We start from the raw sequence: 26,350 nt of genomic DNA on the forward strand, positions 1-26,350 counted from the left end.
AGTGTGCTCATGCAGCCGTAAAATCTGACAAATCTCCTTACTACAAAAAGAAATATGAATCTCTTGTTAAACGCCGTGGCAAGAAAAGAGCCATTATCGCTATTGCCCGTATGATTCTTACCGCCATCTACCAGATGCTGTCTACTGGTGAGCAGTGGAATCCGAGCGATCTTTACAAGATTGATATGCCTGAAGCTCTTGTTGAAAAACAAAAGACAAAAGCTATCAAGCAAGCCAAGAAACTATTGCAACGAGAGGGGTTACTTCCTCCTGATGAACCATTAGCTTCTTGATCTATTTTCCTAACGCTATAACACTTCAAAAAGTTGCCTGCCTTAGACAGCTTATTTAAGTGCGTCCATTTATGGTTTTCCTCTACTTTCTTTCACACTAAGCCTCCTTTACTACTTTATTCTTAATTTTATCATAAAGCGATCTGTGTATTAAGTAAAATGAATGTTACTTCCTATAAGATTAAGTAAAAGTGAACAATAAGGCGCTTACGTCTTGACAGATTGTGTAAAAAAGTACAACATAGCTACATAAATAATGTTAGAATGAGATAGGCGCTTTGCGTTTTAGATGTATAAAAAAGGCATGAGGAATCACGTATGTTGAAGTATGATAAAAGACATTCTGTTATATATAGAAGTTTTGCCATAATCGTATTAGGTATGATTATGTTATTTGGCATGTCTACGAATGGGGTGAGCGCATCCGTAGCACAGTCACAGGTGACTTCCTCTATAAATAAATGCAGATCGTATGTGTTAAATAATTATTTCGATCCGGATTACGGACAGGAATTTATCGTATTGGCACAGGCACGAAGCGGGATGAGTACCTCGGAGTCTTTTTTTTCCGTTTATTATAATAATGTAGCTAATTATCTGGCTTATAAAGAAGGTGTCCTATCAAGTGGAACAAGTCGAACAGAGTATTCTAGAACTATTTTGGCACTCACAAGTATCGGAGTTGATGCAACGGATGTGGCCGGTTATAATCTGTTCGATCATCTAAGCAGCGTATCAGAGATTACGAAGCAGGGAATGAATGGTGCAGTGTGGGCATTGCTGGCGATTCATTGTCATCCAGATTACCAAACAAGTGAGAGGTGTGCGCTTGCAGATGAACTTGTAACCTATCTTCTGGGAAAAGAAATCAGTGGCGGAGGCTGGGCTTATTCCGGAACGATACCGGATGGTGATATGACGGCGATGACCGTGCAGGCGCTTTCGCCTTATTATGAAAGAGAAGGTTATGAAGAGGTAACAGAGGCAATTGACAGAGCTATTACCTGTTTATCTAATGCACAGTTGTCGGATGGTGGATATAAAAGCTGTGGCTATGAAAATGCAGAAACTGCAGCGCAGGTGCTTACGGCGCTTAGTGCAATTGGGATTGATGCAGATACCGATAGTCGTTTTATAAAAAATGATTATAATGTTGTAGAGAATTTACTTTCCTTTCAGCTAAGTGACGGCGGATTTATGCATGTAAAGAGCAATCATTCGGCCAATGGATTAGCCACAACGCAGGCGTATTATGCACTTGTTTCTTATCTTAGAAGTGAGAATGCTCAGACTTTTTTGTATGATATGTCGGATCTTACATTGACAGCAGGATTACCAGGCGATGGCAAGACGCATACAGGTAGTGATAAGGAGACTTCAGCGAAGGAAAATACGGATGACAGTTCGTCCGATAACAAGAAGTCTAAGACTCAAAAGGCTTCCACAACAGAGGAAACAACTGCGGCGCAGTCATCTTCTAATTCAGATACGGATGGTACTAATGATAGGAAATCTTCAAGTGCCAATTCCGTAAGCACTGCAAACAAGGCAGAGGATTCAGAAAAAAATGAGAAAGAACACTCTGAAGATGGATGGGACTTTGCACCGGAGGAATATGTTTCGGATGAGGGAGAAGTTGTGGCGACGGCGGATAGTGACAAGATGGATGCAGTCTTACAGTCAAATAAATCAAGCCGGACACCATGGGTGGTTGGTGCCGGTATTGTAGCTGCCTTGGTCGTGGCATATACTCTTTCATCGATTATGAAGGGGAAGAAAAGATAAATGATAGTAGCGAATCTACCTAAGAACATAAAAAAATATATCGCAATGCTTTTGGCAATTCTTGTTGCAATGATGGCGCTTGTGGGTTGCGCTGAAACGACAGAAAGCAGCAGTGATGATACGGAACTGTTAGAAACGTATACACAGATTCCACAAGATGGTATAATCACACAAGAGCAGATTGCCTCGATTGCAGGGCAGGAGGGAACCTGGTATTTTACCGGAAGCATAGAAGATGGAATCGAATATTCTTGGGCATATGATGGCTCAATGATTCAAAATCCGGTAGAGCAGAATTTGAAATTGGCGCTTACCGAGGATGGAACGGATGAAATCAAAAAGGCAGCTGAGGATGCACCGTATTGCCTGGCGGTGACAATTGCAGATATGTATTTGGCTGCAGCGCCGACACTTACGATTGTACTTCCGACGGTGTGGGAAGCACAGCGTGTGGTGTACTGCATCTATGAGGACGAGCAGTTGTATGAGCTTTCGGATGCTGCAATTGAGGTGGATGAGGAAGCAAAGACAACCACAATTACACTTACGATAAATAAAGCCGGCGGAACCTTTTATGTGCTTGGTGGTGGCAGCATCGCTGAAGCTAAGGAGAACGAAAGTGATCGTGATACAGATGCAAGTTCCAATCAGGATGACGCATCCGATAACGACAAGGATAGTGGGACAAAACAGAGCAGTTCAAGTGCATCATCAGACGAGACGGATAAGTCCCAATCAAACACAGCATCTGAGGATGAAGAAAATACTTGCACAATTACTATTCGATGCGATACTATTCTAGATAATATGGATAAATTGGATTCTTCGAAGAAAGAATTTGTTCCTTCTAGCGGTGTAATCTTGAAAAAGACGACGGTCACATATGATGAGGGAGATACGGTATTTGATATCTTAAAAGCCGTATGTCAAAAGAAGGGCATTCACATGTCTTCTCAATATACGCCGGGATATGGTAGTTATTATGTGGAGGGCATTAACCAGTTGTATGAATTTGATTGCGGAGAAAACTCAGGATGGATTTATTCGGTAAATGGATGGACTCCGAACTACGGAGCGTCAGAGTATACCGTTGAAAATGGTGATGTGATCAGCTGGGAATATACCTGCAATCTTGGTTCAGATTTATAAATATTCACTAGTATGAGGAGGAGAATAACAATGAGGAAAAACAAGTTGACAAAGTTAATGGCCGGAGTTCTTTCGGCGGCAGTTGTATTATCAGGTTCTGCACTGATGGGAACTGCGACAGCAGCAAATGCTGCGGAGGTTAAGTCGTTGGATGTAACGTTCTCGGTATACGATGCCGGGTATGTTATGACGCCTACTACATTAACGGTTTCTGCGGACTTAGATGATAATTATGTAGCGCAGGTTGGTTGTAGTGATGATACCGACACTCCGACGGTATTAGATGCAGTTATAGCAGCGCATATAAAGCTTTATGGAGAGAAGTTTTATGAGACGCATCCGTTTACGGCACCGGGGGGATGGACTACTGCTGCGTTTGGAAAGACATCTTCACTTGGTTATTATGTAAATAGCACATCTGTAGATATGATGAATAACGTTGAACTTTCGGCAAATGATAAGGTGGAATTTTTCTTTTATCAAGACACAAATCTCTGGTCTGATGTATATATGACATTTGATAAAAGTACAGTAAGCACAACGGTAGGTTCATCAACAACACTAAATCTGAAGGCTGTTAGTGGTTATGACAGCAATTACAATCTTGTTTTTGCAAATGCTTCTAATGTAGCAGTAACAAGTAACGGAACAAAAGTTGGGACAACAGATTCATCAGGTAATATCAAGTTGACCTTTTCAAAAGCAGGTACTTATGTAATCTCATTGGCATCAACTACGACGTATAATGGTTCGCCAATCATTGCTCCATACTGCAAAGTTACGGTAACAAAGAACGCACAGACAATTACCAAGAAGTCTCCAACAAAAGTTAAGAAGTATAAATACTCTAAGACAAAGAAGCGCACATTTAAAATCAAGGTAAAGAATGCGAAGACAACACTTGTATATAAGTCAAGCAGCAAAAATATTACAGTAAACAAGAATGGTAAAGTAACCATTAAGAAGGGAACCAAGAAGGGAACTTACAAGATTAAGGTTTACGCGAAAGCAACAACCAAGTATAAAAAGTCTAATGTGTTAACATTTAAGATTAAAATCAAATAAGAATTAAGGAATACATATGATGGATACATTTTCACGATGTCATCCGATTATCAACCTTTATTATTTTATAGTAGTGCTGGGCTGCACCATGTTCGTGCAGCATCCGGTACTACTTATTCTGTCTTTTGCGGGTGCAACTTCGTATGCAGTTTACCTAAAAGGAAGCAAAAGCGTAATTCGAAGGAATCTGATTTTTACGTTACCGCTGCTGATTATTGTGGCGTGCTTGAATCCATGTTTTAATCATTATGGAGTGACGCAGCTGATCTATATGGAAGAAAGCGGGAACTGGATTACGCTAGAAGCGTCCATATATGGAGTCGTACTAGGCGCGATATTATTTGTGGTAATCGAATGGTTTGGGTGTTTTAACAAAGTTATGACGACCGATAAGTTTGTATATTTATTTGGAAGAATGATACCGGCAATTTCGCTGTTGTTGTCGATGACGCTTCGCTTTGTGCCAAGATTATTGCGGCAACTAAAGCAAATTAGAAATGCACAAAAATGCGTGGGGATGGATGTGACCAATGGCGGATTTATAAAAAGAGTTAGACACGGGTTCGGAATCTTATCGATTCTTATTACCTGGGCATTGGAAAATGCGATTGACACAGCGGATTCGATGAGAAACAGAGGATATGGACTTCCGGGAAGAAGTGCATTTTCGCTATATCGTTTTGACCGAAGAGATGTAATTGTAACAGGAGTTTTTAGCGGACTGTTCCTGGTGATTTTATATGGACTCATGCATGGGGCGGCATTTGCACAGTACGACCCACGCATAATTTTGGCAGGATTTACGATTCAAGGATATGCAGCAGATGTGACATGTTCTGAGATTATGGCAAGAATTACCTTTGTCGCATTTGCAGTCTTTTGTTTTGTTCCACTTCTAATGAATCTGGTTGAGGATATTAGAAGGAAAGCAAGTATAGGTCAGATAGGAAAGAGAATGGATTTGACCTATCGTGCAATATATGAGGAAATGGATGAAGAATCAAACAGAAAAACGAATCTATCAAATTGAAAATTTCAGCTTTTACTATCCGGAGTGTGAAACGCCCGCGATAGCAGAGCTTTCTATGAATATAAAAGAAGGTGCATTTCACGTGCTTTGTGGTCCGAGTGGTTGCGGTAAGAGCACATTGCTTCGGCAATTAAAGCCGACAATCAAGCCGCATGGAACCGCAAAAGGAATAATCCGGTATGATGGTGCACCGATTGGGGAACTTGGAGCTCGAAGAGAAAGTAGCGAGATTGGTTATGTATTGCAAAATCCGGACAACCAGATAGTGACGGATAAGGTCTGGCATGAATTGGCATTTGGACTGGAAAGTCTAGGTTATGATACACAAACGATTCGTCTTCGTGTGGCGGAGATGGCAAGTTATTTTGGGATTGAATCCTGGTTTCGAAAGGACGTATCGGAATTATCCGGCGGACAAAAGCAGCTGCTTAATCTAGCATCCATTATGGCGATGCATCCAAAGGTGCTGATTCTAGATGAACCGACAGCGCAGCTTGATCCGATTGCAGCTAGTGATTTTTTGGAGACTGTTCGCAAGCTGAATCGGGATTTAGGAACGACCATAATAATCACGGAGCACCGATTGCAGGATATTATTCCGTATGCAGACCGGGTGTTTGTGATGGAAGAAGGCAAAATACTCTGTCAGGGAAGTCCTCGCGATGTCGGAAGTAGCCTAAAAAAGCAGCACAGTGGAAGCTTTCTTGCCATGCCGATTCCGATGCAGATTTATAGTGAAGTGGACAATGTTTTGGAATGTCCGCTAACAGTGAATGAAGGCCGTGCATGGCTGGATGCACTTCTTGATGGATGCGAGAACGCCAAGATGGTTGTACAAGATGAGAAGGAAGATAAGAAGACCGATCCGATCATTGAAGTAAAGGATGTGTGGTTTCGCTATGAAAAGGATGGTCCGGATGTTGTTAAGAATCTTAATCTTACCGTTAATCGGGGGGAGTTTTATGCAATTCTTGGGGGGAACGGAACCGGTAAAAGTACCACGCTGTCTTTAATCAGTCATCTTAGAACGCCGTACCGCGGGAAGATCTTGATTGAAGGAAGAAATATTCGAAAGTATTCAGAAATGGAACTATACAGGGGGCTGATGGGCGTTTTGCCGCAGTCGCCGCAGGCAATGTTCCTAAAAAAGACAGTGAAAGAAGACCTCTATGCCATGCTTGGCGGCCAACGCGAAAACGCAAAGGAATATGACCTTCCGATGGAGAAAAGTAAAGCGATAGAAGGCATTGCGTCCTTAACTAGATTGACACCGTTGTATCATCGACATCCTTATGATCTAAGCGGTGGGGAACAGCAAAGACTAGCATTGGCAAAAGTGCTGCTTCTTCGCCCTAAGATATTGCTTTTAGATGAGCCGACTAAGGGATTGGACGCAGAATATAAAAAGTTTTTGGGAGAACTCCTTGGTAAGCTGGTTTCGAAAGGGATTACTATTCTAATGGTGTCTCATGATATGGAATTTGTTGCAGAATATGCAGACCGTGTCGGTCTGTTTTTTGAGGGGAATCTTGTAACACAAAGAAAGACGGCGCAGTTTTTTGCCGGAAATAATTTCTATACAACCGCGGCCAATAGAATGGCGCGTCATGTCTTTCCAGAGGCTGTTACCGGAAAGGATGTGATTGCATGCTTGAAGAAGAACAGTTAGACAGGTTTGTGGATGAATTTTGGGGGGATATTTCTCAAAAAAAAGTGGTAGCAAGTGAGCAGGTGCCTCTTACTAAGACGAAAGCTGCCTGGGAGAAGGAAGCACTAAGATTGATTATACAGCCAAGACACGATCACAAAGTAGGAGGGAGAACCTGGATGGCATTTCTTTTGATGATAATCGTCTGTCCGATTCTCTTATACCTTTCTGTGAGAATCTTTCACGGGCACAATTACCTGCTTAGCAGTTTGATTATTGTGTTTTTTGCTATGGTACCATTTTTCTTAATGTTTGAAGGCAGAAAGCCGCATCCGAGAGAGCTTATTGTAATTGCAGTACTTGCAGCAATCGGCGTTGCCGGTCGAGGCGCATTTTTTATGGTGCCAAACATTAAGTGTGTAACTGCGATTGTGATTATTGCCGGGGTATCGCTGGGCGGAGAGGCCGGATTTTTAGTGGGCGTTCTTACCATGTTTGTGTCTAATATGTTTATGGGACAAGGACCTTGGACACCATGGCAGATGTTCACTTATGGAATCATTGGATTTTTGGCCGGTATCCTATTTAAAAAAGGTTTATTAAAAGCGAAACGATTAAGCTTATGCGTCTTTGGCTTTATGTGTTCTATCTTTATCTTTGGTGGCATTATGAATCCGGCTGCAATCTTGATGACATATGGACGCATTACGAAGGAAAGTCTGATTGCGTTTTATATATCGGGACTTCCGGTTGATTTGGTGCATGGTGTGAGCACGATTATATTTATGTTGTTATTTGCGCGCCCGCTTCTTGAAAAACTAGAGCGCGTGAAAACAAAATACGGATTATTATAGAAAGAGCCTGGTATGAATGATACAATTTATTTGGATAATAAAGATTCTATAACAAGAACGATGCAGGATATCACGATGACATTTGCCGGAAAGCGCAAGGTGATTAGCACTTCGGCTTTAAACGGTGGTATCAGGACAGATCTTAAGGCAGCGTTTAACCACTGTGATAAAGACCCAAAGAGCGGTCAGTGTGATATGCATGGAGCTACCTACCGGGAACATCTGGCTTATGCGGCAAAGCAATTAGGCTATGATGCGGCAACAGTGACAGGGCTTTCCACGGCAGCAATGATGAAATATGCGGATGTTCGAAAGGCGTCATTTGGAGGTTATACCGTTACCGTTGTAGTGACAGGCGGAGTCTATTCTAATGGAAGACGTGCAGGTGAGACGGCTACCATGTGGGAACAGGATGAGGTCTATCATGTGCTGGAAGGAGAAGGAAGAACATCCGGAACAGTAAACCTAATGGTGCATATCAATGCGCATTTAAGCGACGGAGCATTAGCTACGGTTATGATGGTGGCAACGGAAGCGAAGACGGCGACCATTCGGGATCTGCAGATTAAGAGTTGTTATTCGAAGGAGTTATCAAGTGGTTCGGGAACGGATGGAATCATTGTGGTTTCGGATGAAGAGTCTGAGATTTATTTGACGGCAGCCGGAACAGATACCAAGCTTGGGGAATGTGTTGCGCGAGCAGTTACACAGGCTCTTAGAGAACAGCTTGTGATGCAAGAGCAATATATCCGCGGAGAACTTAAGATCAAAGAAGTGCGTTGGGGATAAGGAATGGAATCAGTACAAAAGATGATTTATGCAATGCCGCTTGGCAGGATGATTTTGCTCATTATAATGATGGTGGTTGTGATGGCAGTCCTTAATCTGTTAATTGGCATGATAGCGCGAGAAAAATATAAAAGCGCTAGCAGACAACTTGGAATTATGGTTATGGTTGTTGGGGTGCTTGGTGCTGTCGCATTTACGTTGTTTCGGGAATCCGGCATAAGAGAAGTGATTTGGGTTCCATTTACTACAATGATGACGGCTGGTGAAGAGTTTCGCATGCCGATTATGAATACGGCTCTGTTCGTACCATTTGGAATTGGAATGTCGCAGGTCTTAAGCGTAAAGCATAAGATGGGTGCGTGTATTGGGCGAACGATTTTGATAGGACTACTGCTTAGCGTGGTAGTGGAAGCATTGCAGTTTGCCTTCGCGCTTGGAACCACAGAGACGGATGATGTGATCTTTAATACATTAGGAACTGCAATTGGTTCTATGCAGGTGGCGCTAAGTCGTCTCTTGTTAATTTGGAAAAATAAAAGCATCTTGGAAGTTTAGTTGGCTAAACTTCCAGGATGCTTTTTTTCTTAGTTGGATGATAACTCAATATTGCCGGTATCGGTATTCGCCTTAATGGTACAATCTCCACTGCCGGGTTGTTTATAAGCATGCTCGAAGTTCTCATCGCCTAAGGTAATCTCGCCCAGGTCACAGGATAAATCCATGGTGTAGGAATTGAGATTTCCAAGTCCGTTTAGGGTGATATTTCCAATATCGCTTTCGACATCCAAAGATGTGAACTTTGCGGAATCGAGAAGAATGTTTCCGGTGTCGCATTCGATGGTGGTTTCTCCAAGGTCGGCATCTGTCTCAATCTGCAGATCGCCGACGTCGATGCTAAAAGTGGATTTGGCACTCTTAACAGCATCGACAGTGATATCGCCATAATCGCAGTCAAGCGATAACTTCTCTAAAGTGATATCGGTAGGGATTGTGATTGTTGTGCTGCTTGGTGTCTGTTCATCACCGAAATGAATTCCGAAGAAGAAAGAATCATCCTTCGGCTCTACTTTCAGGACGCCATCTTCAATGGTATAGGTTGGCTGGTATTGCTCCATGCCATTATAGGTTATCCCTGCTTTTTCGTCAGTTACGAATGTTACGTCGCCGATTAGATCCGATACCTCTACTTGAGTAAAGGAATCTTTCAATGTATGCCCGAAAGTGATCGATTCGGCATCTGCAATGGTAGAGCTAAGCGGTGTGCATCGAAAAAGGCTTGTTAGAACAATAATAATGACAGTAACAGCCGTTAAGATTCCGGTATAAACCTTTACAACGCGGCGCCTTGATAAGCATTCAAGGCGGCTATATGCATCTTGCTCCATATCGATAGCGCATACGTGTTCAATCAGTGCGCAGACGATTGCGCCAATGACCCACACAACCCAGGTGATGTGCCAGTCGAAGGTGATAAAACTCCAGATGAGATAGACACATAGCACGATAGACCGGTAGCCGGACATGAAATGTGCAAGCGGTTTATTGTAGTAGTACTTGATGTCTTTTTCTTTTTTTGCTTTTACATAATAGGCAATCGGAGCGTCGGGATTGCCGGTCTGTGAAGCGTGCAGATTGGAATTGTCATTGTCTTTTTGTTGCTCTTCGTTTGCATTATTGTCCTTAGGCTCATTGATCATGATACCGAGACTTTCTGCAATCTCGTCAAGATTTCCAAAGTCCGCAATAACGGCTCCAACGGCTTCATTTTCGGTATGTCCAGCGTCTAGCATCTCGCTGTATTTATCTTCCATCATTTGCGCTAGTTCTTCTTTGGCGGCACGCACTTCTTCGGTATCCGGAAGGCGGGCGAACATATTATCAAGATAATTTTTGATTGTATCCATTTTTCATAATTCTCCTTTAGTCTACTCTTCGGTGATGAAACGTTCGATAACGTCTTTGGTTAATACCCATTCTTCGCATTTGTCCCGGTAGTGTCTGCGACCTTCATCGGTGATGGTGTAATAAGTTCTTTTCTTTCCGTTCTCAGCCTGTCCGGCATAAGATTGGATGTAACCATTCTTTTGCATTCTTGAAAAGGCTGAGTATAGGGTTGTTTCTTTGATTACGTATTTATCATCGGACTTTTCTCGAATTTCTTTTGAAATGGCATATCCATAGGAAGGTCCATTTAGTAAAAGAAATAAGATAATGGTGTCGATGTAACCACGTATCACATCGCTGCTAATCGTATTCACAAGCTCCTCCTTACATTGACTGTCGTTGTAATGCCTGACGTACTATGTCATACGTAGTATGTCTGGCAAAGTAAATATACTACGCCTGTCGTAATATGTCAATAGCATGAAAAAAAATAATTAGAATAACTGAAGATATTGATGTAATGCAGGATTGTGATTGTCTGTTCGCCATAAGGCATCAATTCGCTCGTATTCATGTTCCCCTTTTAATGGGATAAAGATAAGATTGTCTGCGTTGCTTAGTTTTTTGGTACAGTAATCAGGCAAAATAGAGATGCCTTGCTCAGAAGCAACCATAATCAAGATGCTTTCGGCGTTGGTGGAACGAAAGACAATCTGTGGTTTAAAGCCGGCTTCTTCATAGAGTGTCATAAAGTGAGCATCGCCGTATGAATTGGTTGATTCTGATGGAGACATATATAAGAATTTTTCTCCTATCAGATCCTTACGGGTGAGGTGTTTTTTGCCGGCTAGACGGTGAGAAGGATAGAGGGCAACCATGAGAGGAACGTCTTCTACGGCGCAATAGCCAATTTCTGTATTTTGTTGCAGATTCGTGCTATCCCAGGTATAGATAAGATCCAACTGTCCGCCGACAAGACGAGAGGCAAGAAGATCCGTGGTCATGCGATAGCAGCTTACGAAGATATTGGGATAGTCCTTATGAAACCCGCGAATCCAGTTAGACAGATTACTTCTTTCGTAGCCTTTGGTGTAGCCGATTTTGAGAGTTCCGCGCTGACCGCTGGCAGCATTTTGGGCGATGGTAACAGCATTTTCCATTTGCTCCACCATGGATTTTGCCTCTGTCAAAAAGACGCTGCCGGCCGGGGTTAAGAGTATGGGGCGCTTGTTTCGGTCAATCAATGTGGTGCCGACAATTTGTTCAAGAGCCTTGATTTGCTGTGTAATAGCCGTTTGAGAAATGTAAAATTGCTGCGCTGCTTTTGTAAAACTATGAGATTGTGCAACTGCGATAAAGTATTTTAGTTGATTAAGTGTCATAAAAGCCTCCTATTATAATGGAATTGAATATTGCATAGGATTATGAAAATAAAATCGTACAAGTAACAGCTACAATATAACTTTTTCTTATTATAGCATTGGAAATATGGAGTTGTAATCTTTAAGATGCGCAATTACAATTCTTAATATATGAAAAAAGAATATTTTGGAGGAAAAGTATGAAAAAGAAAGTATTATCGGCACTTGTATGCGCAGGTCTTGCTGGAGTTTTATTGGCAGGCTGTGGCTCATCATCGACAGATTCTTCGGTGGCTTCATCTACGGAAGACGCATCATCCTCAAAGACCTATCGAATAGGAATCTGTCAGTTGGTACAGCACGAAGCGCTCGATGCCGCAACCGAAGGATTTCAGGCAGCACTTATAGATAAGCTGGGCAAGGAGCATGTGGAATTCGATGTGCAAAATGCATCCGGTGATTCCGCGACTTGTTCGACGATCACGAATCAGTTCGTGGCAGATGGAGATGATTTGATTTTGGCAAATGCAACTGCGGCGCTTCAGGCAGCAGCTTCTTCAACCGGTGATATTCCAATTCTTGGGACATCGGTAACCGATTATGCGACAGCACTTGATATTTCAGATTGGACAGGAACGGTTGGCAGTAATATTTCAGGAACCAGTGATTTGCCACCGCTTGATCAGCAGGCAGATTTGATAAAGGAATTGTTCCCGGATGCAACAACGGTTGGTATTTTATATTGTTCAGCTGAGCCAAATTCGGTCTATCAGGCAGACAATATGACAACCTACCTAGAAGAACTTGGATATCAGGTAGAGATTTATACATTTGCAGATACCAATGATGTAGCTTCGGTCACACAGTCTGCATGTGATGGAAGTGATGTACTTTATATTCCAACCGATAATACGGCGGCCTCTTGTATGGAAACGATTTCTAATGTGGCAACACCGGCGAATACACCGGCAATCGTGGGATGGGAGGAAGGCCTAAATAGTACATGTGCAGTGGCAACGCTTGCCATCAGCTATTACGATTTGGGATATCAGACCGGTGAGATGGCCTACGAAATCTTGGTGAATGGAGCAGATATCACAACGATGGCTGTTGAAACATCACCGAACGTAGCGAAGAAATATAATGCAGATAATTGTAAGACATTTGGGGTTAGCGTAAGCGACGAATTTGAAGCTTATGAAGTATCCGAAGAATAAGTGAAAAGAACTGCTAAACGCCTGCTTTTGAGGAGAAAACTCATTTGGGTGATTAGCAGTTTTTTCTTTTAATCCACGACATGGGATAGGAGTTTGCAGATGATTTTAACGATGTGTGTGCGATCCAATTTGCTACGCTCTGGTAATGTGATACAATGGAGGCAAAAGGAAAGGATGCAGTAATGGAAGAAAAGACAATTGCAATATTGATTGACGGGGATAATATCTCTCCGCAATATGCAGAATATATAAAAAGCGAGGCGCAGCATCTAGGCCGCATTAAGATTTCAAGGCTTTATGGCTCAATCAGTTCACCGACGGTAAAGGCATGGTATCGTGTGATGCCGGAACAGGGAATCACGCCAATGCTGCAGATTAGTTATGCAAATGGAAAAAGTATTGCTGATCAGGCACTTACCATTGATGCGATGGATATCTTACATTCCGGTGATGTCGATATGATATGTTTGGTCAGTTCGGACAGTGATTTTACAAAACTGGTATATCGCATTAAGGAAGATGGTATTACCGTCATAGGAATGGGTGAGAAAAAGACAAGCCAGTCACTTGTAAATGCTTGCGATGAATTTCGTTTGCTCGATTTGATCTACAATAATGATCTGAAGTCGCAAAATCAAAATAAACAGGATAATGCGCAGCAGTCTGAGAAAAATGAGACTGTGGAGGTAGCGGAAGATACGCCAATTAACGTACCGAAATTAGAAGCGGTATTAAAGGCAATTAAAGGCTATCTTGATAATGATTGGGAGAATCTTGCAGGAGTTGGAACGTATCTGTCTAAGAGACTTCCGGGATTCGATTCTCGTATCTATGGATATCGTAATATCTCAGAGCTCATAAGAGAGCATGAGAATCTATTTGACCTTAAGACAGAACTTGCAGAAGATAAGGTTCATCAGGTTGTCTATGTGAAGAATAAAAGGAAAAATAATTCTAACAAAAAGAAAAAGACAACGAATTCGTAAGAGACGGCCGCGGCACATGGTGCAGCGGCATTCTTAATGTACATCTTTGTAGGGAGACAAGAGGACGGATGAAGCGAATTTCAACTTACTGGAAATGGATGATTGTGCTGGCCGTTACAATCATACTGTTACATGTACTGGCAATTAGTGAACGGTTTGTAAACGTGTATCATCATGTAATCTATATAAGAATTGCAGAATATTACGGTGGCATTATGGGGAAGGTTCCGATTAATGTTGGTGAAATCATGATGTATTGTGCGGCCGGATTTTTGATTCTAGAACTGGTACTGGTGATTTTGCTGCTGTTTTGGCGAGCAAAAAGCAAGTATCGTAGATGGGTAGTATCTTACTCAAAGGCATTATTATTGGGAGCAGCGGTTGTTGTGCTCATATATACTTTGAACTGGTCGATTCCATTTCGTTATAGTATTGACTTGGGTGAAGAAACTGTGACAAAATATACACTTGGAGATTTACAGAAACTTCGAAGTGACATTGTAGAGATGCTGAATCAGGCAGCTGAAGAGATCGGGCGGGATGAAGATGGCAACATCGTTTATGAGGAAGATGTTGATGAGCAGGTAATTGCGGCGCTGAAAGGAATCAGTGATGAATTTGAATATCTAGATGGAAGCTATCCGGTTATGAAAGAATCGTATTGTTCGGATGTTCTAGAGTGGATGAATATTGCGGGATATACGTATCCTTACACGATGGAAGTAACGTATAACAAGTATACGATGAGTCTTTATTATCCATCATTGCTTGCTCATGAGATGAGTCATCATAAGGGATATTATAAAGAAGATGATGCCAATTTCTTAAGTGAGATTGCCTGCATGAAAAGCGAGTGTCCCTATCTGGTTTATTCGGGGTGTTTGGACGCCTATTATTATGTTGATAACGCTTATAAGGAGGCGTTGTTTTCTTACCTTGATGAGGAAGAAGCAACGACAATCTGGCAGCAGAGGGAACTTGCAAGTGCGCTTGTGGGAGAAGATTTGACAAAAGACCGCAAGGCGGCGCAGGAAGCTTATAATGCGGATGAGCATGCAGCGCAAAGCTTTTCGAGCGCGGCACAAAGCGTTTCAGAAGTTGGCTGGGATGTGCAGTCGGATGTTTTAGAAGAGGACTGCTATGAGGGTGTCGTCGGCTTGTTACTTCAATATGATTGGAAATGAGAATGTTTATGAATGTGATAAAAAGAGAATTAGGGCAATGGAGGTTTCATCTTAAAGGAGATATCTTAGCGGGGATTGTTTCAGCATTTTCGGTAATTCCGGAAGTAATTGGATTTACAATTGTAGCCGGAGTGCCACCCATCTATGGATTATATACTTCGATTGCATTTTTGATATTGCTTTCTTTTATTGGAGGGCGTCCGGCGATGGTATCTGCAGGTGCCGGTTCTATGGCAGTTGTTGTGGTTACGCTGATTGCAGAGCATGGGACGGCCTATTTGTTTTGGGCAGTATTGTTGGCCGGAATCTTTCAGATTGTACTTGGATTGTGCAGGGTTGGTAATTTGATGCGTTATGTGCCGGCTCCGGTGATGGCGGGATTTGTCGATGCGCTTGCCATTATTATTTTTAAATCGCAGATTACGTCGCTGCTGGAAAATACGGTTGTAACGACCGGCGGTATAGGGAAGATGGTTTTATTTATCGGGATAGCACTAGCCGTTATTTATCTGTTTCCAAAGATTTCGACAGCAGTTCCTTCTACCTTGGTGGCACTGATTTTGGTGACCGCAGTAAGCGTGGTAATTGCGCTGATTAGCGGTGGCAATAGTGATGTAAGGATGATTGCAGATCTAGGGAATCTGAAAGGAAGCTGGCCGGGCTTTCATCTGCCGGCGGCGCCGTTTAACAGGCAGACGCTTGGAATTATCTTTCCATATGCGCTTTCTTTGGCTTTTGTGGGTCTGTTAGAGACCATGCTTACCAATCAGGTGGTAGATGAAATGACAAAGTCAGAGAGTAATAAAAACCGAGAATGCGTGGGGCAGGGAATTGTGAATATAATCTGCGGGCTTGTTGGAGCAATGCCGGGATGCGCTATGATTGGTCAGGCGATTACCAATGTCAAAAGTGGTGGTCGTGGTAGAATGTCAACCTTTGTGGCGGGAGTAATCCTTACATTCCTTCTGGCAGTCGGATCTGTGATTCTTGGCATTATTCCACTGGCAGCATTGATCGGTGTGATGATCTTTGTGTCAATTACGACATTTAACTGGAAGAATCTGATTGGGATGTTTTCGAATAGAAGTTTAAAAGGAGTGTTTGAAACAATCGTTACCATTATGACAGTTGTTGTGACAGTGGCGAGCAACAATCTGGCATATGGAGTTGGGATTGGAATTGGATTGTATATCCTGCTTTATTTCTTGCATAGATATATAAGATTAAAACGAATGCGGTAAAAAAGCTGTCGCTTTGATGATACCCCACTAAAGCATGTTTTTAGGGGAAATCATCAAGGCGGGGCTTTTTTTTGTGAAAAAAATGGACGTGGCTTGTGCATAAACGAGGTCAGCTCAGGGTATGGCAGCTAGGGAATTAACCTGATGGAGCTTAAGTCGGCGCTGATGCAAAAGACATCGCGGCATAGCTTGTGCGCGCGCGCATCATCAATCGTTTCGCGGATGGTCTTTTCACCAATTCGAAGTGTAAAGACGTCATCTTCGATGGATGCGTGCCCATCCGCTGTACGGATATTGAGCACTAGATGATCGGTGAAACGGTTATGATGTCGAGAGTTGTGATCAGAGCAAATCATATTCATACTTAGATAATCAACCGGATCGAACGGCTCGGTATTTACCAGCAGCATGGATACGGGTTCTATCTTGGAGTTGATACGCACAAGCTCCCACCAGGAATTATCGCATTTGATAAATTGATAGCGATTAGGACCAATGGTTTGTAAGGTGCTGTTTTCAAACTTTAACGGTCCGGGGGGAACCGGTCCGCCAAATCCTACATCGCAATAGTAGCAATCTGCATTTAGATGAACGATGGTTCCGCGATGGGAAGCAATGAAATGAGGTCCTTCGCCTTCTAGCACTTTGCAGATACAAGGAGTAACCGTAAATCCAAGTGCCTGCAAAAGAGAATAAAACAGGCAATTTAGTTCAAAGCAATACCCCCCGCGTCCGCCGAGGATGATTTTATCAAAAAGTTCACGGATGGCAAGCGTGATAGGGACTTTGCGGCAGTGCACATCAATATCTTCAAAGGGAATAGCCGTCTGGTGAAGATAAATCAGTTGTTCAAGAGTGGTAAGATTAACCTTTGGTGTGCCGGTAAATCCGATGCGCTTAAGATAGGCATCTACATCGGGGAGCGGCTCGTATAATTCTTCGTACATAAAGACCCCTTTCAAGGAAAAAATAAGTTAATACAAGTATAGGGGATATGGAAACAAGATGCTAGCAAAAAAGAATTGAAAATAAACCATAATGATGATAGTATTAAAATAACTAAGCGGTACGAATGTACTAAGTTAATGTGCGCTTCGTACTAAATAAATCGAAGAGACAAGTTTTAAGGAGGAACGTAATAATGGAAATTAAGAAAACAAAAGATACGGGCAAATTAACAATTGATATTGATGGAAGGCTCGATACAACAACCGCGCCGCAGCTTGAAAAGGAACTTGGCGAACAACTCAATGGAGTGACAGAGCTTGTCTTTGATCTTGAAAAGCTCGAGTATATTTCCTCAGCAGGTTTGCGCGTACTTCTTTCTGCACAAAAAACCATGAATAAGCAGGGGAAGATGGTAGTAAAGAATGCAAATGAAGCCGTTATGGAAATCTTTGATGTGACAGGATTTGTAGATATTTTGAATATCGAGGGCGCATAATGAAAAAGATAAAAGTCGGGTTTTTAGGCTATGGAACAAGGGCGCTTGATGCTCTTATGGAACATGATGGCTTTGAGGTGCAGGCATTTGTGGCACCTCGAAGCAGATTATGTACGGATGTATATGAGGCAAAGCACAGATATGCATCGGTGCCGTTTTCGATTGTAAAAAACAACGATGAATTAGCACAAGAATTGGATAAACACAAAGACATTGCGTGTTTTTTGATGAATGCATGTCCGATTATTCTCAATGAAAAAGTGTTGCAAAAGATGCCGATATACAATGTTCACCCGGGCAGCCTGGCTTATAATCGTGGGCATCAGCCACATCTGTGGACGGTGCTTTTAGGGGAGAAGGAAAGTGAGATTGTTCTTCATACGGTGACGACCGGAATTGACGAAGGAGAGATTATTGGAAGAGAGGTCTGTGCGATTCGCAGGGAGATGAATGCGCTAGACGTACTGGATTGTTTGGAAGATCAATTGCCTAAGCTGCTGGATTGTCTATACCAACATATCGTAAATGGAACGTCGGCTGAGCAGATTGTGACAGGCGGCGAATATCGACCGGTTATGAGACATGAAGATTATGAAGTATTATTGGAAAATATTATAAAGCCTTCCTTTACGGAGGAAGTTTTAAGAAAAATCAGAACCAGATCAATGCATCACGGGGCTTTTTTTGTATACAAAAAAGAACGGGTATATATTGATCGGCTTTTGGATGAAGAAACGATAAACCGGCATGAAGGTGGCAGCAAGCCAATTGTTTCTTTATGTGGTTCGGTGGCGATTTTGGAAAGTGCCAATCACAGATGGGTATTTCATGTGAATAAACGGGAGGAATTGGATGAATGAAAAAGATAGCTACCATAATTTTCGTCCTGTTATTTACCATTCCAATTAGTGCATTTGTTATGTCGATTAGTAAAGATACGACTGTAGCCGAGGAGAAGGCAGAGGAATATTTTCAAACGGCCGGGAACAATAAGGCTGCACATACGAAAGAAGATGGAACAACTTATAATATATGTTATGTCGATATAGATCCTTATCCGCCGTCCGGTGAGATGCTCTATTATCTGTTGCAAGAAATCAATGACATGGGATGGATGAATATTGAGCATTTTGACAAGCTTCCATTTGACCCTCAAGATACCGATGCAGGAGCATTGATAGATTATCTTGCACAGCAGGGAACCGGCGATTATATCTCTTTTTCAAAGAAATATAATTATTATATTGCGCTTGATAATCCCCAGACAGTAAAAAAGGAGATTGAAGAGGGAATTAAAGAAGGCGAAATCGATCTGATTCTTTGTCTTGGTACGTCCCCGGGCAAACTGATTATTCAAGAGATGGGAATTGAGGATGTACCGGTGATGGTTTATTACTCCGTAGATCCGGTATCCGCCGGTCTGTCGCAAAAGCAAGAATATTCCGGGCAAGATAATGTATGGTGTCATACAAGTTCACAGGTGTATAAAAATCAGCTTTCTTTCTATCATGATGCATATTCGTTTCAAAAACTGGGAATGGTATATTATGATGAATCGATAGCGGCAAGAGATATTTATGGTGAGACGGCAAAAGCACTCGGCGTGGAAATTGCGGAACAGAAAATCGAAACCATTTCCGGGCAAAACAGTGAAGAGGAATATTATAATAATCTAAAAAACGCTTATAAACAGCTGGTAGAAGAAGAACACATCGATGCGTTTTTGTTAAATACGGATATGATCAAGGATTCTGAGCGAATGGACGAGTTGCTTAGTGTGTTTATCAAGGCTGACATTCCGGTATTTGTGCAAAACGGGCAGACATTTGTAAAGAATGGAGCGTTAATGCTTATGGCAGCAAGTGATGCCGTATCACAGGCACCGTTTGCGGCAGATGCATTTGCAAGAATATTAAGTGGAGAATCTCCGGGAGATATTTATCAAAAATTTGTTCCATCGCCATATGTTTCCATCAATTTGGATACGGCAAATCAAATTGGGTATGAGGTTCCGGATGATATTATTTTATTATCGGAACAAATATATGGAGGAAGCGGGGAGCGTGAATGATACGAAGGAAAGACAAAGTGAAAAACACAAGTGTACATATCAGACTTGGAATCTATGCTGTAATTATTATTGTGACATTGTTATTTTTGTTTTGGATTTCAAAAATGGCGTATCGAAATACGGCACTTGAGCTTGAAAAAGAGTATATACAGACACTTGCCGAGGAGTGTGTGACCAATATTGAAACCTCCATCAGATATGGAAAAGAACTGTCGAACTATTATGGACTTGATGAGGAACTACGGACGATTTCGGGATATCAAAATCAAGGAATTGGAGTGGTTGTAACAGATGCTGATACTGAGATGATTACAGCAGTATTTGGCGATAAAGAAGATGAGAGTAATCAGACGGCGTATAACAAAGACATGCTTACCTGGTTATATGCTTATCTGGGACAGGAACAAAACGCAGAGTTTGAAAAAAACGTTTATGCAAAAGAAGTCTCAATGGGAAGTTACGACGGAATTATCTATGAAATTTCGGATAGCGAGGGAGGTATTGAGGGCTACTTATTTGTGCTATATGATTCCGGCACCCTGGTAGATGTTAGCGATGTGTCCCTGCTAAGTCTTAGCAGCGACTATGAGAAAATGATACAGCAAAGTGTAAGCAATACACAGCAACATGTACAAGAAGAAATTGACGCGCTGATGGACAAGGGGCTTGGTACATCAGAAATTGCAGAATTGTCAGAGCATTTTGACGAGGTGGCGGCACGAAATGATGCAGTATCGGAGATTACAATTGCAAATGATGGTACGGTTACGGCACAGTTAGATCTTACATATGTGCATGAAAAGCAAAAGTATTTCCTTATGTATCTGGTGGCAATTATTATTATTTGCATCATTATAGGGGTGGAATTTACCAATCTGATACCGGCCATACTCGATAAGATTCATAAAAGGAGACAGCATAAGCAAAGCTATTATACGAAAAAGGGAATCGGCGGCAGTATTCGTGTATTATCCTTTGTTATGTATACGGCAATCTATATCAGTATGCCATATGCGGCGATTGTGATGCGACAAAATAATATGAGAGTATTTTCGTTATCAGAATCCCTGTCTTCTTCTTTGCCACTGACGGTAGAACTGATAGCAGTGCTTGTGGTGTCACTGATTGTGCAAAGGATATATGCCAATAAAAATCCGTATGTGTTAATGGGAGCCGCTGCCGTTATGCTGATCGTCGGCAACCTGGCATGCGCAGGGGTGTCATCGCCATATATGCTGATTCTTTTACGGATGTTTTGCGGAATAGGATTTGCATTTCTTAAGTATGTTTTTAACAGTCTTGTCTCTCTAGGAAGCGATAGTGATACGGATGTAAAGGAGCATTTTGCAGGGCTTAATGCGGGACTGCTTGGCGGAATAACCGTCGGCTCATCCTTAGGATCAATTCTTGCCGGAGTATTTGGCTATTTGGGAAATTATCTGTTTACAGGAGTTATTATTCTAATTGTATTTGCACTAAGCCCAATCTTTGTGGCATGGAAAGAATTGAATGATAAGAGAGCATATCAGGTCGTTGAGACAAAGCAATCGATTTCTCTTATAGAGGTCTTAAGAAACAGACAATACAGATGGGTTATTATACTTACCGATATTCCGTTAAATATCGGACTTATGTATGTGGTTGCGTTTCTTCCGGTATATATGGGAATTATAGGACAGCAATCGATTGTGACAAGTTATGCTTATCTGGTAAATGGAATTGCCGGATTGTACATGGGCGTATGGTTGGTGAAACGTCTAAAGAAACTTCATAAGAATAAGGCTGTCGCAGTTGCAATCTTTATGGGAGCGGCCGGTTTTTTGGTATTGCTGATTGGAAAATCCGCAATCGTTGTTCTTATTTCTGCAGTGATACTGGGTGTCTTTGATGGGTTTGGAACACCGACACTGACCGGTAATTTCGCAAGTATGGGGGAGAAAAACAAGGATGATAAAGCGGCGCTTTTAACTATTTATGGAAGTATTGGCAGCGCGGTACAGATTATCTGTCCGGCTTTGTATGGAGTGTTGGCAAACAGTGAAGGTGATATGATACCAATGACAATTTTTGGCGCAATTTATGCTATGTTTGGAGTTGTATTTTTGATATTTGGCGCACTGTTCTTAAAGGAGGAGAAATATGAACGCTAAGAGAAGTCTTGCACGAAGATTTATTCTGTCTTTTGTAATAGTAGGTGCAATTATTTGCTTTATAACAGCATATATCGGCATCGAAGGCGAATGGAGCAGTATGGGTCAACAGTATTATGATATGGCTTATTATGTGGCGGATGTAGCAGCAAGTGAGATCGCGGATGAGATTACGGCCGAGGAGCTAAAGGAATATGCGCAAGCTGCAATCGAAGGGGACGCAGATACAATTGCGACAATCGAAAATAGTCAGGCGTATCAAAATGTCAAAAAAAGGCTTAACACGCTTAGAGAAAATATGCAGCTTACCGATGTCTATGTGACCATCTATTCGGCTGAGAATCTTCGGGCGTATTCACAAGGCGATGATAGTTGGAAGCCGCTTGTTTATATCTTTGACAATTATGTTACGGAAGATAAGAGCTTTCAATTGGGGGATTGCAGTGCGATGAATCCGGATAACATCGAGCTGTTTGCAGAAGTTGTTGAAACGGAGCAAAATCAGGATGATTATATCATCTCTAACGGTGATTTTGGTTACAATATGTCCGCGTTAAAACCGATTCTTACAGAGGATGGACAACTTGCCGCTGTGATTGGCGTGGAAGTGCCGATGCTGCGTATTGAAGGCGCTGTAAAGTCATTTGTCAAACATACGATTTTGGTGATTTCCATTGTGGTGGTAATCGTTATCATTTTGTATCTGATTTTTATGTATCGGGGAATTGTGATTCCAATCAATCTTATGTCAAAAGAGGTAAAGCGTTTTGGCGATACCGGGATACCGGCGGATGGTGAAAATGATTATCTAAGCCAGATCAAAACAAAAGATGAAATGCAGCTTCTTGCAGGCTACGTTGTGAAGATGGAAAAAGACCTGGTGGCTTATGTCGAGAATATCAAGAGGGTGACAGCGGAAAAGGAACGCATCGGTGCAGAGCTCAATGTAGCAACACAGATACAGGCGTCGCAGCTGCCGAATATATTCCCGGCGTTTCCGGACAGGAAAGAATTTGAGTTGTATGCAAGCATGGATCCGGCCAAAGAAGTCGGTGGAGATTTCTATGATTTCTTTATGCTCGATCAAGATCATATTGCTCTGGTAATTGCTGATGTATCCGGCAAGGGAGTTCCGGCTGCGCTGTTTATGATGATATCCATGGTGCTGATAAGAACCCGTGCGCAGATGGGGGGAGATACTTCTTCGATTCTAGAACAGGTGAATAATCAGATCTGCGAAACGAATGAACAGGGCATGTTTGTGACGGTGTGGCTTGCAATTGTCGATTTGAAAACCGGTCATGTAGTAGAATCAAATGCAGGGCATGAACATCCGGCAATCAAAAAGAAGGATGGAGACTTTGAACTTGTCATAACAAAACATTCTCCTGCTGTTGCAACGATAGAGGGAATGCGATATCGTCAAAATGAATATGACTTAGAGCCCGGTGATCGAATCTTTGTATATACGGATGGAGTGCCGGAGGCGACAGATGCTAATAATGAAATGTTTGGCACAGAGCGTATGCTAGAGGTGTTAAACCGGTCAAAGGAAGCAGACGGCAAGGAATTGCTTCACAATGTGAGACAAGCGGTAGATGAATTTGTAGGAGAAGCACCGCAGTTTGATGATTTGACCATGTTGACGTTTAAATACAATGGAAGCGATGAAACGGCTTAGTATTTTAATGGGGGGACATATGAAGGAAATTACAGTTGATGCCAATATCGAAACAGTAGCTGTTGTAACGGAATTTGTAAATCAAGAATTAGAAGAGGTGGATTGCCCGCCAAAGCTAAGGATGCAGATTGACGTGGTTATTGATGAAATATTTTCCAATATTGCGCAGTATGCATATGACGGCAAGACGGGAAAAGCTTCCGTGTGCGTAGAATTTGAAGATGGTAATGAAGTTATGGTTCTTACATTTAAGGATAGTGGGAAACCATATAATCCATTGGAAAATAAGGAGCCTGATGTAACTCTTTCGGCCGAGGAGAGGCCGATTGGCGGACTGGGAATCTTTATGGTGAAAAAAATGATGGACGCGGTTCAATACGAATATAAAGAATGCAAGAATATACTTCAGGTTAAAAAACGCCTGAAAAACTAGCTAAAATATGCGGTATAAAGGAAAAATTATGTGCATTTTTATGATAATATGCTATTATGGAAACAAGAAAAAACTAGAAGGGGGGGCTTGCGATGCTAGCGACACTTATCCCATTATTTGATGCAGATTTGGCAGTAAAAGCTTATTCTATTTTTGCCAGAAAAGAAAATTATTTTTTACATCCTAAGTATTCGGGGTTCAGTAAACTTGACGGAGCGAATTATGTAATCGGATTGGACTTGATTGATGTTATGGGGATGGAGACGATATCCGGGGATCTTGATATTTTTGTTCCATTAACCGAAATATCTTTATTTTCAGATTTAAACGAGCAGTGCGGAGCACCGCCTGAAAAGCTGGTTTTGTTAATAGATCGAGCAATTGTTCCATGTGATAATCATATTGAGCGAATTAAAGAATTAAAGGCAGCAGGTTATCGGTTTGCAATCCGCCGGTTAATGGGTGCTGATTTTGAGAATTATAAAGCGATTATTTCCGAGATGGATTATATCTTTATCAATCCTAAGAAACTGCAGATTAGCAGAGCGGATGAGTTTTTTAGAAAGACATATCCGGGCATTAAGATATGTGTAGTTGGAATTAAGAGTATGGAGGAATACGAAGAGATTGCAAAGGAAGGGCGTTATGATCTGTATGAAGGCTCGTTCTTTAGACTTCCGATTACCCGTGGTAAGAAGGAAGCGATGGCACCTCTTAAAACAACTTATATCGAATTGCTTAATGTTGTAAATGAACGGGATTATGATTTGACGAAAGCGGCAGATGTCATTGAACGTGATACGGCGATTGTGGTCTCACTTTTAAATATGGTGAACCGAATGACGGTGGTATCCGGTATTAATTCTGTCCAGCATGCAGTTGCGATGCTGGGACAAAAGGAGCTGAAACGCTGGATTGTTACGGCAATCACCCGTGAACTTTGTGCGGACAGGCCAAGTGAAATTATGCGATTGTCACTGATTCGTGCCAAATTTGCAGAGAATCTGTCGAAATTATTTGGATTTAAGAACGAGGAAAAAGAACTATTCTTAATGGGATTGTTCTCTGTATTGGATAAGATTTTGGATCGAACGATTGAAGAAGCACTGCAGGAAGTAAAGGTATCAAAGGAAATCTATGATGCACTCGTTAGTGGTGAGGGTCCATATGCAGAGTTGTTCCAGTTTATGAAGGATTATGAAGAAGCTTATTGGCCGGAAGTGTCACGTGTCATGCTGCTGAAAGAGATTGAAGTGGCAGATGTGTATGAGGCATATAAGGGTGCACTTAATTGGTATCGCTTGCTGTTATAGAACAAGAGGAATATGTTTTTTGGCAAGGAAAAGAGCTAGGAGGTCCTCTAAATGAGCAGAAGAGTTATTACAATCAGCAGGGAGTATGCATCCGGTGGACATACGATAGCGAAGATTTTGTCACAGGAGCTTGGAATCCCATTTTATGACACGCAGATTATAGATGAGGTTGTAAAGAAAACAGGTCTTGATAAAGAAATTGTGGAAAATGCAGAAAAGCAGGTGACGAGCAGCTTTTTGTTCAATCTGGTTATGGGTATGGGCGCGCAGAACAATTATTATGAGAAGATCTATAAGGCGCAGAAAGATTTTGTTTATGCGAAGCTAAATGAAGGCCCTTGTATCTTCGTTGGAAGAGCTGCGAATTTTATTCTGGGACAGGATGTGGAGCAGCTTCGGGTGTTTATTTATTCAACACTGGATAAAAGAGTAGAATATGCAATTAAGCATTATAAATTATCAAAGGAGAAGGCGCAGGAAACCATTATTCGGTCGGATAGGGACAGAGCATTGCAAAGCAAGAACTATTACGACAAGGTCTGGGGCGCAAGAGCCAATTATGATGTAATGCTTAATTCCGGAGAGCTTGGTGTGGAAGGATGTGTGAAGATCTTAGCTAGAATCTTTAGAGATGGTGAGATCTAGAAGGCATCAGGTTGAAGGATTATAGAGTCGATAGGAATCATGTGCGGATGAGAATGCGTATGTGATTCCTTTTTTGCGAGCGAGTCTTGACCAAAAAGCGGCTGAAACACTATATATATTTTTAAAT

The 26,350-nt window shown here is 41.9% G+C and carries 24 protein-coding genes and 1 pseudogene; 21 read left to right on the forward strand and 4 right to left on the reverse strand.

Translation table 11 applies throughout. The features are described from left to right. The 9 genes and pseudogenes from BLS20_RS01675 to BLS20_RS01715 all read left to right on the forward strand — a co-directional run. Nucleotides 1-293, forward strand: a pseudogene (locus tag BLS20_RS01675) (IS110 family RNA-guided transposase); the annotation flags it as partial. A gap of 318 nt (nucleotides 294-611) precedes the next feature. Beyond that, nucleotides 612-2,078: a prenyltransferase/squalene oxidase repeat-containing protein gene (locus BLS20_RS01680; RefSeq protein ID WP_090171572.1), complete on the forward strand. Its 1,467-nt coding sequence runs from the start codon at nucleotides 612-614 to the stop codon at nucleotides 2,076-2,078. Continuing rightward, on the forward strand, nucleotides 2,079-3,227 hold the full coding sequence (locus BLS20_RS01685) for a DUF4430 domain-containing protein (protein ID WP_242870508.1): 1,149 nt from the start codon (nucleotides 2,079-2,081) through the stop codon (nucleotides 3,225-3,227). It begins immediately after the preceding gene. A gap of 30 nt (nucleotides 3,228-3,257) precedes the next feature. Further along, the gene (locus BLS20_RS01690; protein ID WP_090171574.1) at nucleotides 3,258-4,292 is read left to right on the forward strand and encodes a hypothetical protein; all 1,035 of its coding nucleotides are present in this window, start codon (nucleotides 3,258-3,260) and stop codon (nucleotides 4,290-4,292) included. A gap of 16 nt (nucleotides 4,293-4,308) precedes the next feature. Next, nucleotides 4,309-5,322 carry an energy-coupling factor transporter transmembrane component T gene (locus BLS20_RS01695; RefSeq protein WP_090171576.1) on the forward strand — a complete coding sequence of 338 codons (1,014 nt, stop codon included), beginning with the start codon at nucleotides 4,309-4,311 and terminating at the stop codon, nucleotides 5,320-5,322. Then, nucleotides 5,285-6,991, forward strand: a complete 1,707-nt coding sequence (locus BLS20_RS01700) for an ABC transporter ATP-binding protein (protein WP_090171578.1) — start codon at nucleotides 5,285-5,287, stop codon at nucleotides 6,989-6,991. The genes BLS20_RS01695 and BLS20_RS01700 overlap by 38 nt, the downstream gene beginning before the upstream one ends. After that, a complete protein-coding gene (locus tag BLS20_RS01705; RefSeq protein ID WP_090171580.1) occupies nucleotides 6,970-7,824 on the forward strand; it encodes an ECF transporter S component in 855 nt (284 codons plus the stop codon). The genes BLS20_RS01700 and BLS20_RS01705 overlap by 22 nt, the downstream gene beginning before the upstream one ends. A 12-nt stretch (nucleotides 7,825-7,836) precedes the next feature. Next, complete coding sequence (locus tag BLS20_RS01710) at nucleotides 7,837-8,613, forward strand: adenosylcobinamide amidohydrolase (protein WP_090171582.1); 777 nt, start codon at nucleotides 7,837-7,839, stop codon at nucleotides 8,611-8,613. Nucleotides 8,614-8,616: 3 nt separating this feature from the next. Then, a complete protein-coding gene (locus tag BLS20_RS01715; RefSeq protein ID WP_143010212.1) occupies nucleotides 8,617-9,168 on the forward strand; it encodes a VanZ family protein in 552 nt (183 codons plus the stop codon). Between the two features lie 29 nt (nucleotides 9,169-9,197). Here the strand turns inward: BLS20_RS01715 and BLS20_RS01720 are convergent, their stop codons facing one another. The 3 genes from BLS20_RS01720 to BLS20_RS01730 all read right to left on the reverse strand — a co-directional run bounded on the left by BLS20_RS01720 (nucleotide 9,198) and on the right by BLS20_RS01730 (nucleotide 11,879). Then, entirely contained in the window at nucleotides 9,198-10,517 is a 1,320-nt protein-coding gene (locus BLS20_RS01720) for a permease prefix domain 1-containing protein (protein ID WP_090171584.1), read from the reverse strand. Nucleotides 10,518-10,538: 21 nt separating this feature from the next. Further along, nucleotides 10,539-10,871, reverse strand: a complete 333-nt coding sequence (locus BLS20_RS01725) for a PadR family transcriptional regulator (protein WP_090171587.1) — start codon at nucleotides 10,869-10,871, stop codon at nucleotides 10,539-10,541. Between the two features lie 120 nt (nucleotides 10,872-10,991). Further along, complete coding sequence (locus BLS20_RS01730) at nucleotides 10,992-11,879, reverse strand: LysR family transcriptional regulator (RefSeq protein WP_090171589.1); 888 nt, start codon at nucleotides 11,877-11,879, stop codon at nucleotides 10,992-10,994. Between the two features lie 179 nt (nucleotides 11,880-12,058). Between BLS20_RS01730 and BLS20_RS01735 the strand changes: the two genes are divergently transcribed. The 4 genes from BLS20_RS01735 (at nucleotide 12,059) to BLS20_RS01750 (ending at nucleotide 16,486) form a co-directional block, all read left to right on the forward strand. Next, complete coding sequence (locus BLS20_RS01735) at nucleotides 12,059-13,075, forward strand: ABC transporter substrate-binding protein (protein WP_090171591.1); 1,017 nt, start codon at nucleotides 12,059-12,061, stop codon at nucleotides 13,073-13,075. A gap of 155 nt (nucleotides 13,076-13,230) precedes the next feature. Further along, a complete protein-coding gene (locus BLS20_RS01740) occupies nucleotides 13,231-14,061 on the forward strand; it encodes an NYN domain-containing protein (RefSeq protein WP_090171593.1) in 831 nt (276 codons plus the stop codon). 68 nt (nucleotides 14,062-14,129) lie between these two features. Further along, entirely contained in the window at nucleotides 14,130-15,245 is a 1,116-nt protein-coding gene (locus tag BLS20_RS01745; protein ID WP_090171596.1) for a DUF3810 family protein, read from the forward strand. A gap of 8 nt (nucleotides 15,246-15,253) precedes the next feature. After that, complete coding sequence (locus tag BLS20_RS01750; protein WP_176762242.1) at nucleotides 15,254-16,486, forward strand: SulP family inorganic anion transporter; 1,233 nt, start codon at nucleotides 15,254-15,256, stop codon at nucleotides 16,484-16,486. A gap of 128 nt (nucleotides 16,487-16,614) precedes the next feature. Here BLS20_RS01750 and BLS20_RS01755 read toward each other — a convergent pair whose 3' ends face one another. Then, complete coding sequence (locus BLS20_RS01755; protein ID WP_090171601.1) at nucleotides 16,615-17,433, reverse strand: arylamine N-acetyltransferase family protein; 819 nt, start codon at nucleotides 17,431-17,433, stop codon at nucleotides 16,615-16,617. Nucleotides 17,434-17,627: 194 nt separating this feature from the next. On the opposite strand from BLS20_RS01755, the gene BLS20_RS01760 reads away from it, so the two are divergent. The 8 genes from BLS20_RS01760 (at nucleotide 17,628) to BLS20_RS01795 (ending at nucleotide 26,223) form a co-directional block, all read left to right on the forward strand. Further along, entirely contained in the window at nucleotides 17,628-17,930 is a 303-nt protein-coding gene (locus BLS20_RS01760; protein WP_090171603.1) for an STAS domain-containing protein, read from the forward strand. Next, entirely contained in the window at nucleotides 17,930-18,790 is an 861-nt protein-coding gene (locus BLS20_RS01765; protein ID WP_090171605.1) for a formyltransferase family protein, read from the forward strand. The genes BLS20_RS01760 and BLS20_RS01765 overlap by 1 nt, the downstream gene beginning before the upstream one ends. Then, entirely contained in the window at nucleotides 18,787-20,001 is a 1,215-nt protein-coding gene (locus BLS20_RS01770) for an ABC transporter substrate binding protein (RefSeq protein WP_090171607.1), read from the forward strand. Before BLS20_RS01765 ends, BLS20_RS01770 begins: the two co-directional genes overlap by 4 nt. A 17-nt stretch (nucleotides 20,002-20,018) precedes the next feature. Continuing rightward, entirely contained in the window at nucleotides 20,019-22,151 is a 2,133-nt protein-coding gene (locus tag BLS20_RS01775) for an MFS transporter (protein WP_176762243.1), read from the forward strand. After that, nucleotides 22,141-23,832, forward strand: a complete 1,692-nt coding sequence (locus BLS20_RS01780; protein WP_090171611.1) for a PP2C family protein-serine/threonine phosphatase — start codon at nucleotides 22,141-22,143, stop codon at nucleotides 23,830-23,832. The genes BLS20_RS01775 and BLS20_RS01780 overlap by 11 nt, the downstream gene beginning before the upstream one ends. A gap of 19 nt (nucleotides 23,833-23,851) precedes the next feature. Next, complete coding sequence (locus BLS20_RS01785; protein WP_090171613.1) at nucleotides 23,852-24,265, forward strand: ATP-binding protein; 414 nt, start codon at nucleotides 23,852-23,854, stop codon at nucleotides 24,263-24,265. 92 nt (nucleotides 24,266-24,357) lie between these two features. Further along, on the forward strand, nucleotides 24,358-25,578 hold the full coding sequence (locus BLS20_RS01790; protein ID WP_090171617.1) for an EAL and HDOD domain-containing protein: 1,221 nt from the start codon (nucleotides 24,358-24,360) through the stop codon (nucleotides 25,576-25,578). Between the two features lie 51 nt (nucleotides 25,579-25,629). Then, nucleotides 25,630-26,223, forward strand: coding sequence for a cytidylate kinase-like family protein (locus BLS20_RS01795; RefSeq protein WP_090171619.1), 594 nt, complete (start codon nucleotides 25,630-25,632; stop codon nucleotides 26,221-26,223). Nucleotides 26,224-26,350: the final 127 nt, after the last annotated feature.

It is taken from the genome of Eubacterium oxidoreducens (assembly GCF_900104415.1).
Lineage (GTDB): Bacteria > Bacillota > Clostridia > Lachnospirales > Lachnospiraceae > Eubacterium_C > Eubacterium_C oxidoreducens.

Excerpts from the sequence above, each read along its gene's own strand:
- BLS20_RS01735 (WP_090171591.1), top strand. The coding sequence starts at position 12,059 with ATGAAAAAGAAAGTATTATCGGCACTTGTATGCGCAGGTCTTGCTGGA.
- BLS20_RS01750 (WP_176762242.1), top strand. The coding sequence starts at position 15,254 with ATGAATGTGATAAAAAGAGAATTAGGGCAATGGAGGTTTCATCTTAAA.
- BLS20_RS01710 (WP_090171582.1), top strand. The coding sequence starts at position 7,837 with ATGAATGATACAATTTATTTGGATAATAAAGATTCTATAACAAGAACG.
- BLS20_RS01720 (WP_090171584.1), bottom strand. The coding sequence starts at position 10,517 with ATGGATACAATCAAAAATTATCTTGATAATATGTTCGCCCGCCTTCCG.
- BLS20_RS01765 (WP_090171605.1), top strand. The coding sequence starts at position 17,930 with ATGAAAAAGATAAAAGTCGGGTTTTTAGGCTATGGAACAAGGGCGCTT.
- BLS20_RS01760 (WP_090171603.1), top strand. The coding sequence starts at position 17,628 with ATGGAAATTAAGAAAACAAAAGATACGGGCAAATTAACAATTGATATT.
- BLS20_RS01755 (WP_090171601.1), bottom strand. The coding sequence starts at position 17,433 with ATGTACGAAGAATTATACGAGCCGCTCCCCGATGTAGATGCCTATCTT.
- BLS20_RS01680 (WP_090171572.1), top strand. The coding sequence starts at position 612 with ATGTTGAAGTATGATAAAAGACATTCTGTTATATATAGAAGTTTTGCC.
- BLS20_RS01740 (WP_090171593.1), top strand. The coding sequence starts at position 13,231 with ATGGAGGCAAAAGGAAAGGATGCAGTAATGGAAGAAAAGACAATTGCA.
- BLS20_RS01715 (WP_143010212.1), top strand. The coding sequence starts at position 8,617 with ATGGAATCAGTACAAAAGATGATTTATGCAATGCCGCTTGGCAGGATG.
- BLS20_RS01700 (WP_090171578.1), top strand. The coding sequence starts at position 5,285 with ATGAAGAATCAAACAGAAAAACGAATCTATCAAATTGAAAATTTCAGC.
- BLS20_RS01795 (WP_090171619.1), top strand. The coding sequence starts at position 25,630 with ATGAGCAGAAGAGTTATTACAATCAGCAGGGAGTATGCATCCGGTGGA.
- BLS20_RS01745 (WP_090171596.1), top strand. The coding sequence starts at position 14,130 with ATGAAGCGAATTTCAACTTACTGGAAATGGATGATTGTGCTGGCCGTT.
- BLS20_RS01730 (WP_090171589.1), bottom strand. The coding sequence starts at position 11,879 with ATGACACTTAATCAACTAAAATACTTTATCGCAGTTGCACAATCTCAT.
- BLS20_RS01790 (WP_090171617.1), top strand. The coding sequence starts at position 24,358 with ATGCTAGCGACACTTATCCCATTATTTGATGCAGATTTGGCAGTAAAA.
- BLS20_RS01705 (WP_090171580.1), top strand. The coding sequence starts at position 6,970 with ATGCTTGAAGAAGAACAGTTAGACAGGTTTGTGGATGAATTTTGGGGG.
- BLS20_RS01780 (WP_090171611.1), top strand. The coding sequence starts at position 22,141 with ATGAACGCTAAGAGAAGTCTTGCACGAAGATTTATTCTGTCTTTTGTA.
- BLS20_RS01695 (WP_090171576.1), top strand. The coding sequence starts at position 4,309 with ATGATGGATACATTTTCACGATGTCATCCGATTATCAACCTTTATTAT.
- BLS20_RS01770 (WP_090171607.1), top strand. The coding sequence starts at position 18,787 with ATGAAAAAGATAGCTACCATAATTTTCGTCCTGTTATTTACCATTCCA.
- BLS20_RS01690 (WP_090171574.1), top strand. The coding sequence starts at position 3,258 with ATGAGGAAAAACAAGTTGACAAAGTTAATGGCCGGAGTTCTTTCGGCG.
- BLS20_RS01785 (WP_090171613.1), top strand. The coding sequence starts at position 23,852 with ATGAAGGAAATTACAGTTGATGCCAATATCGAAACAGTAGCTGTTGTA.
- BLS20_RS01685 (WP_242870508.1), top strand. The coding sequence starts at position 2,079 with ATGATAGTAGCGAATCTACCTAAGAACATAAAAAAATATATCGCAATG.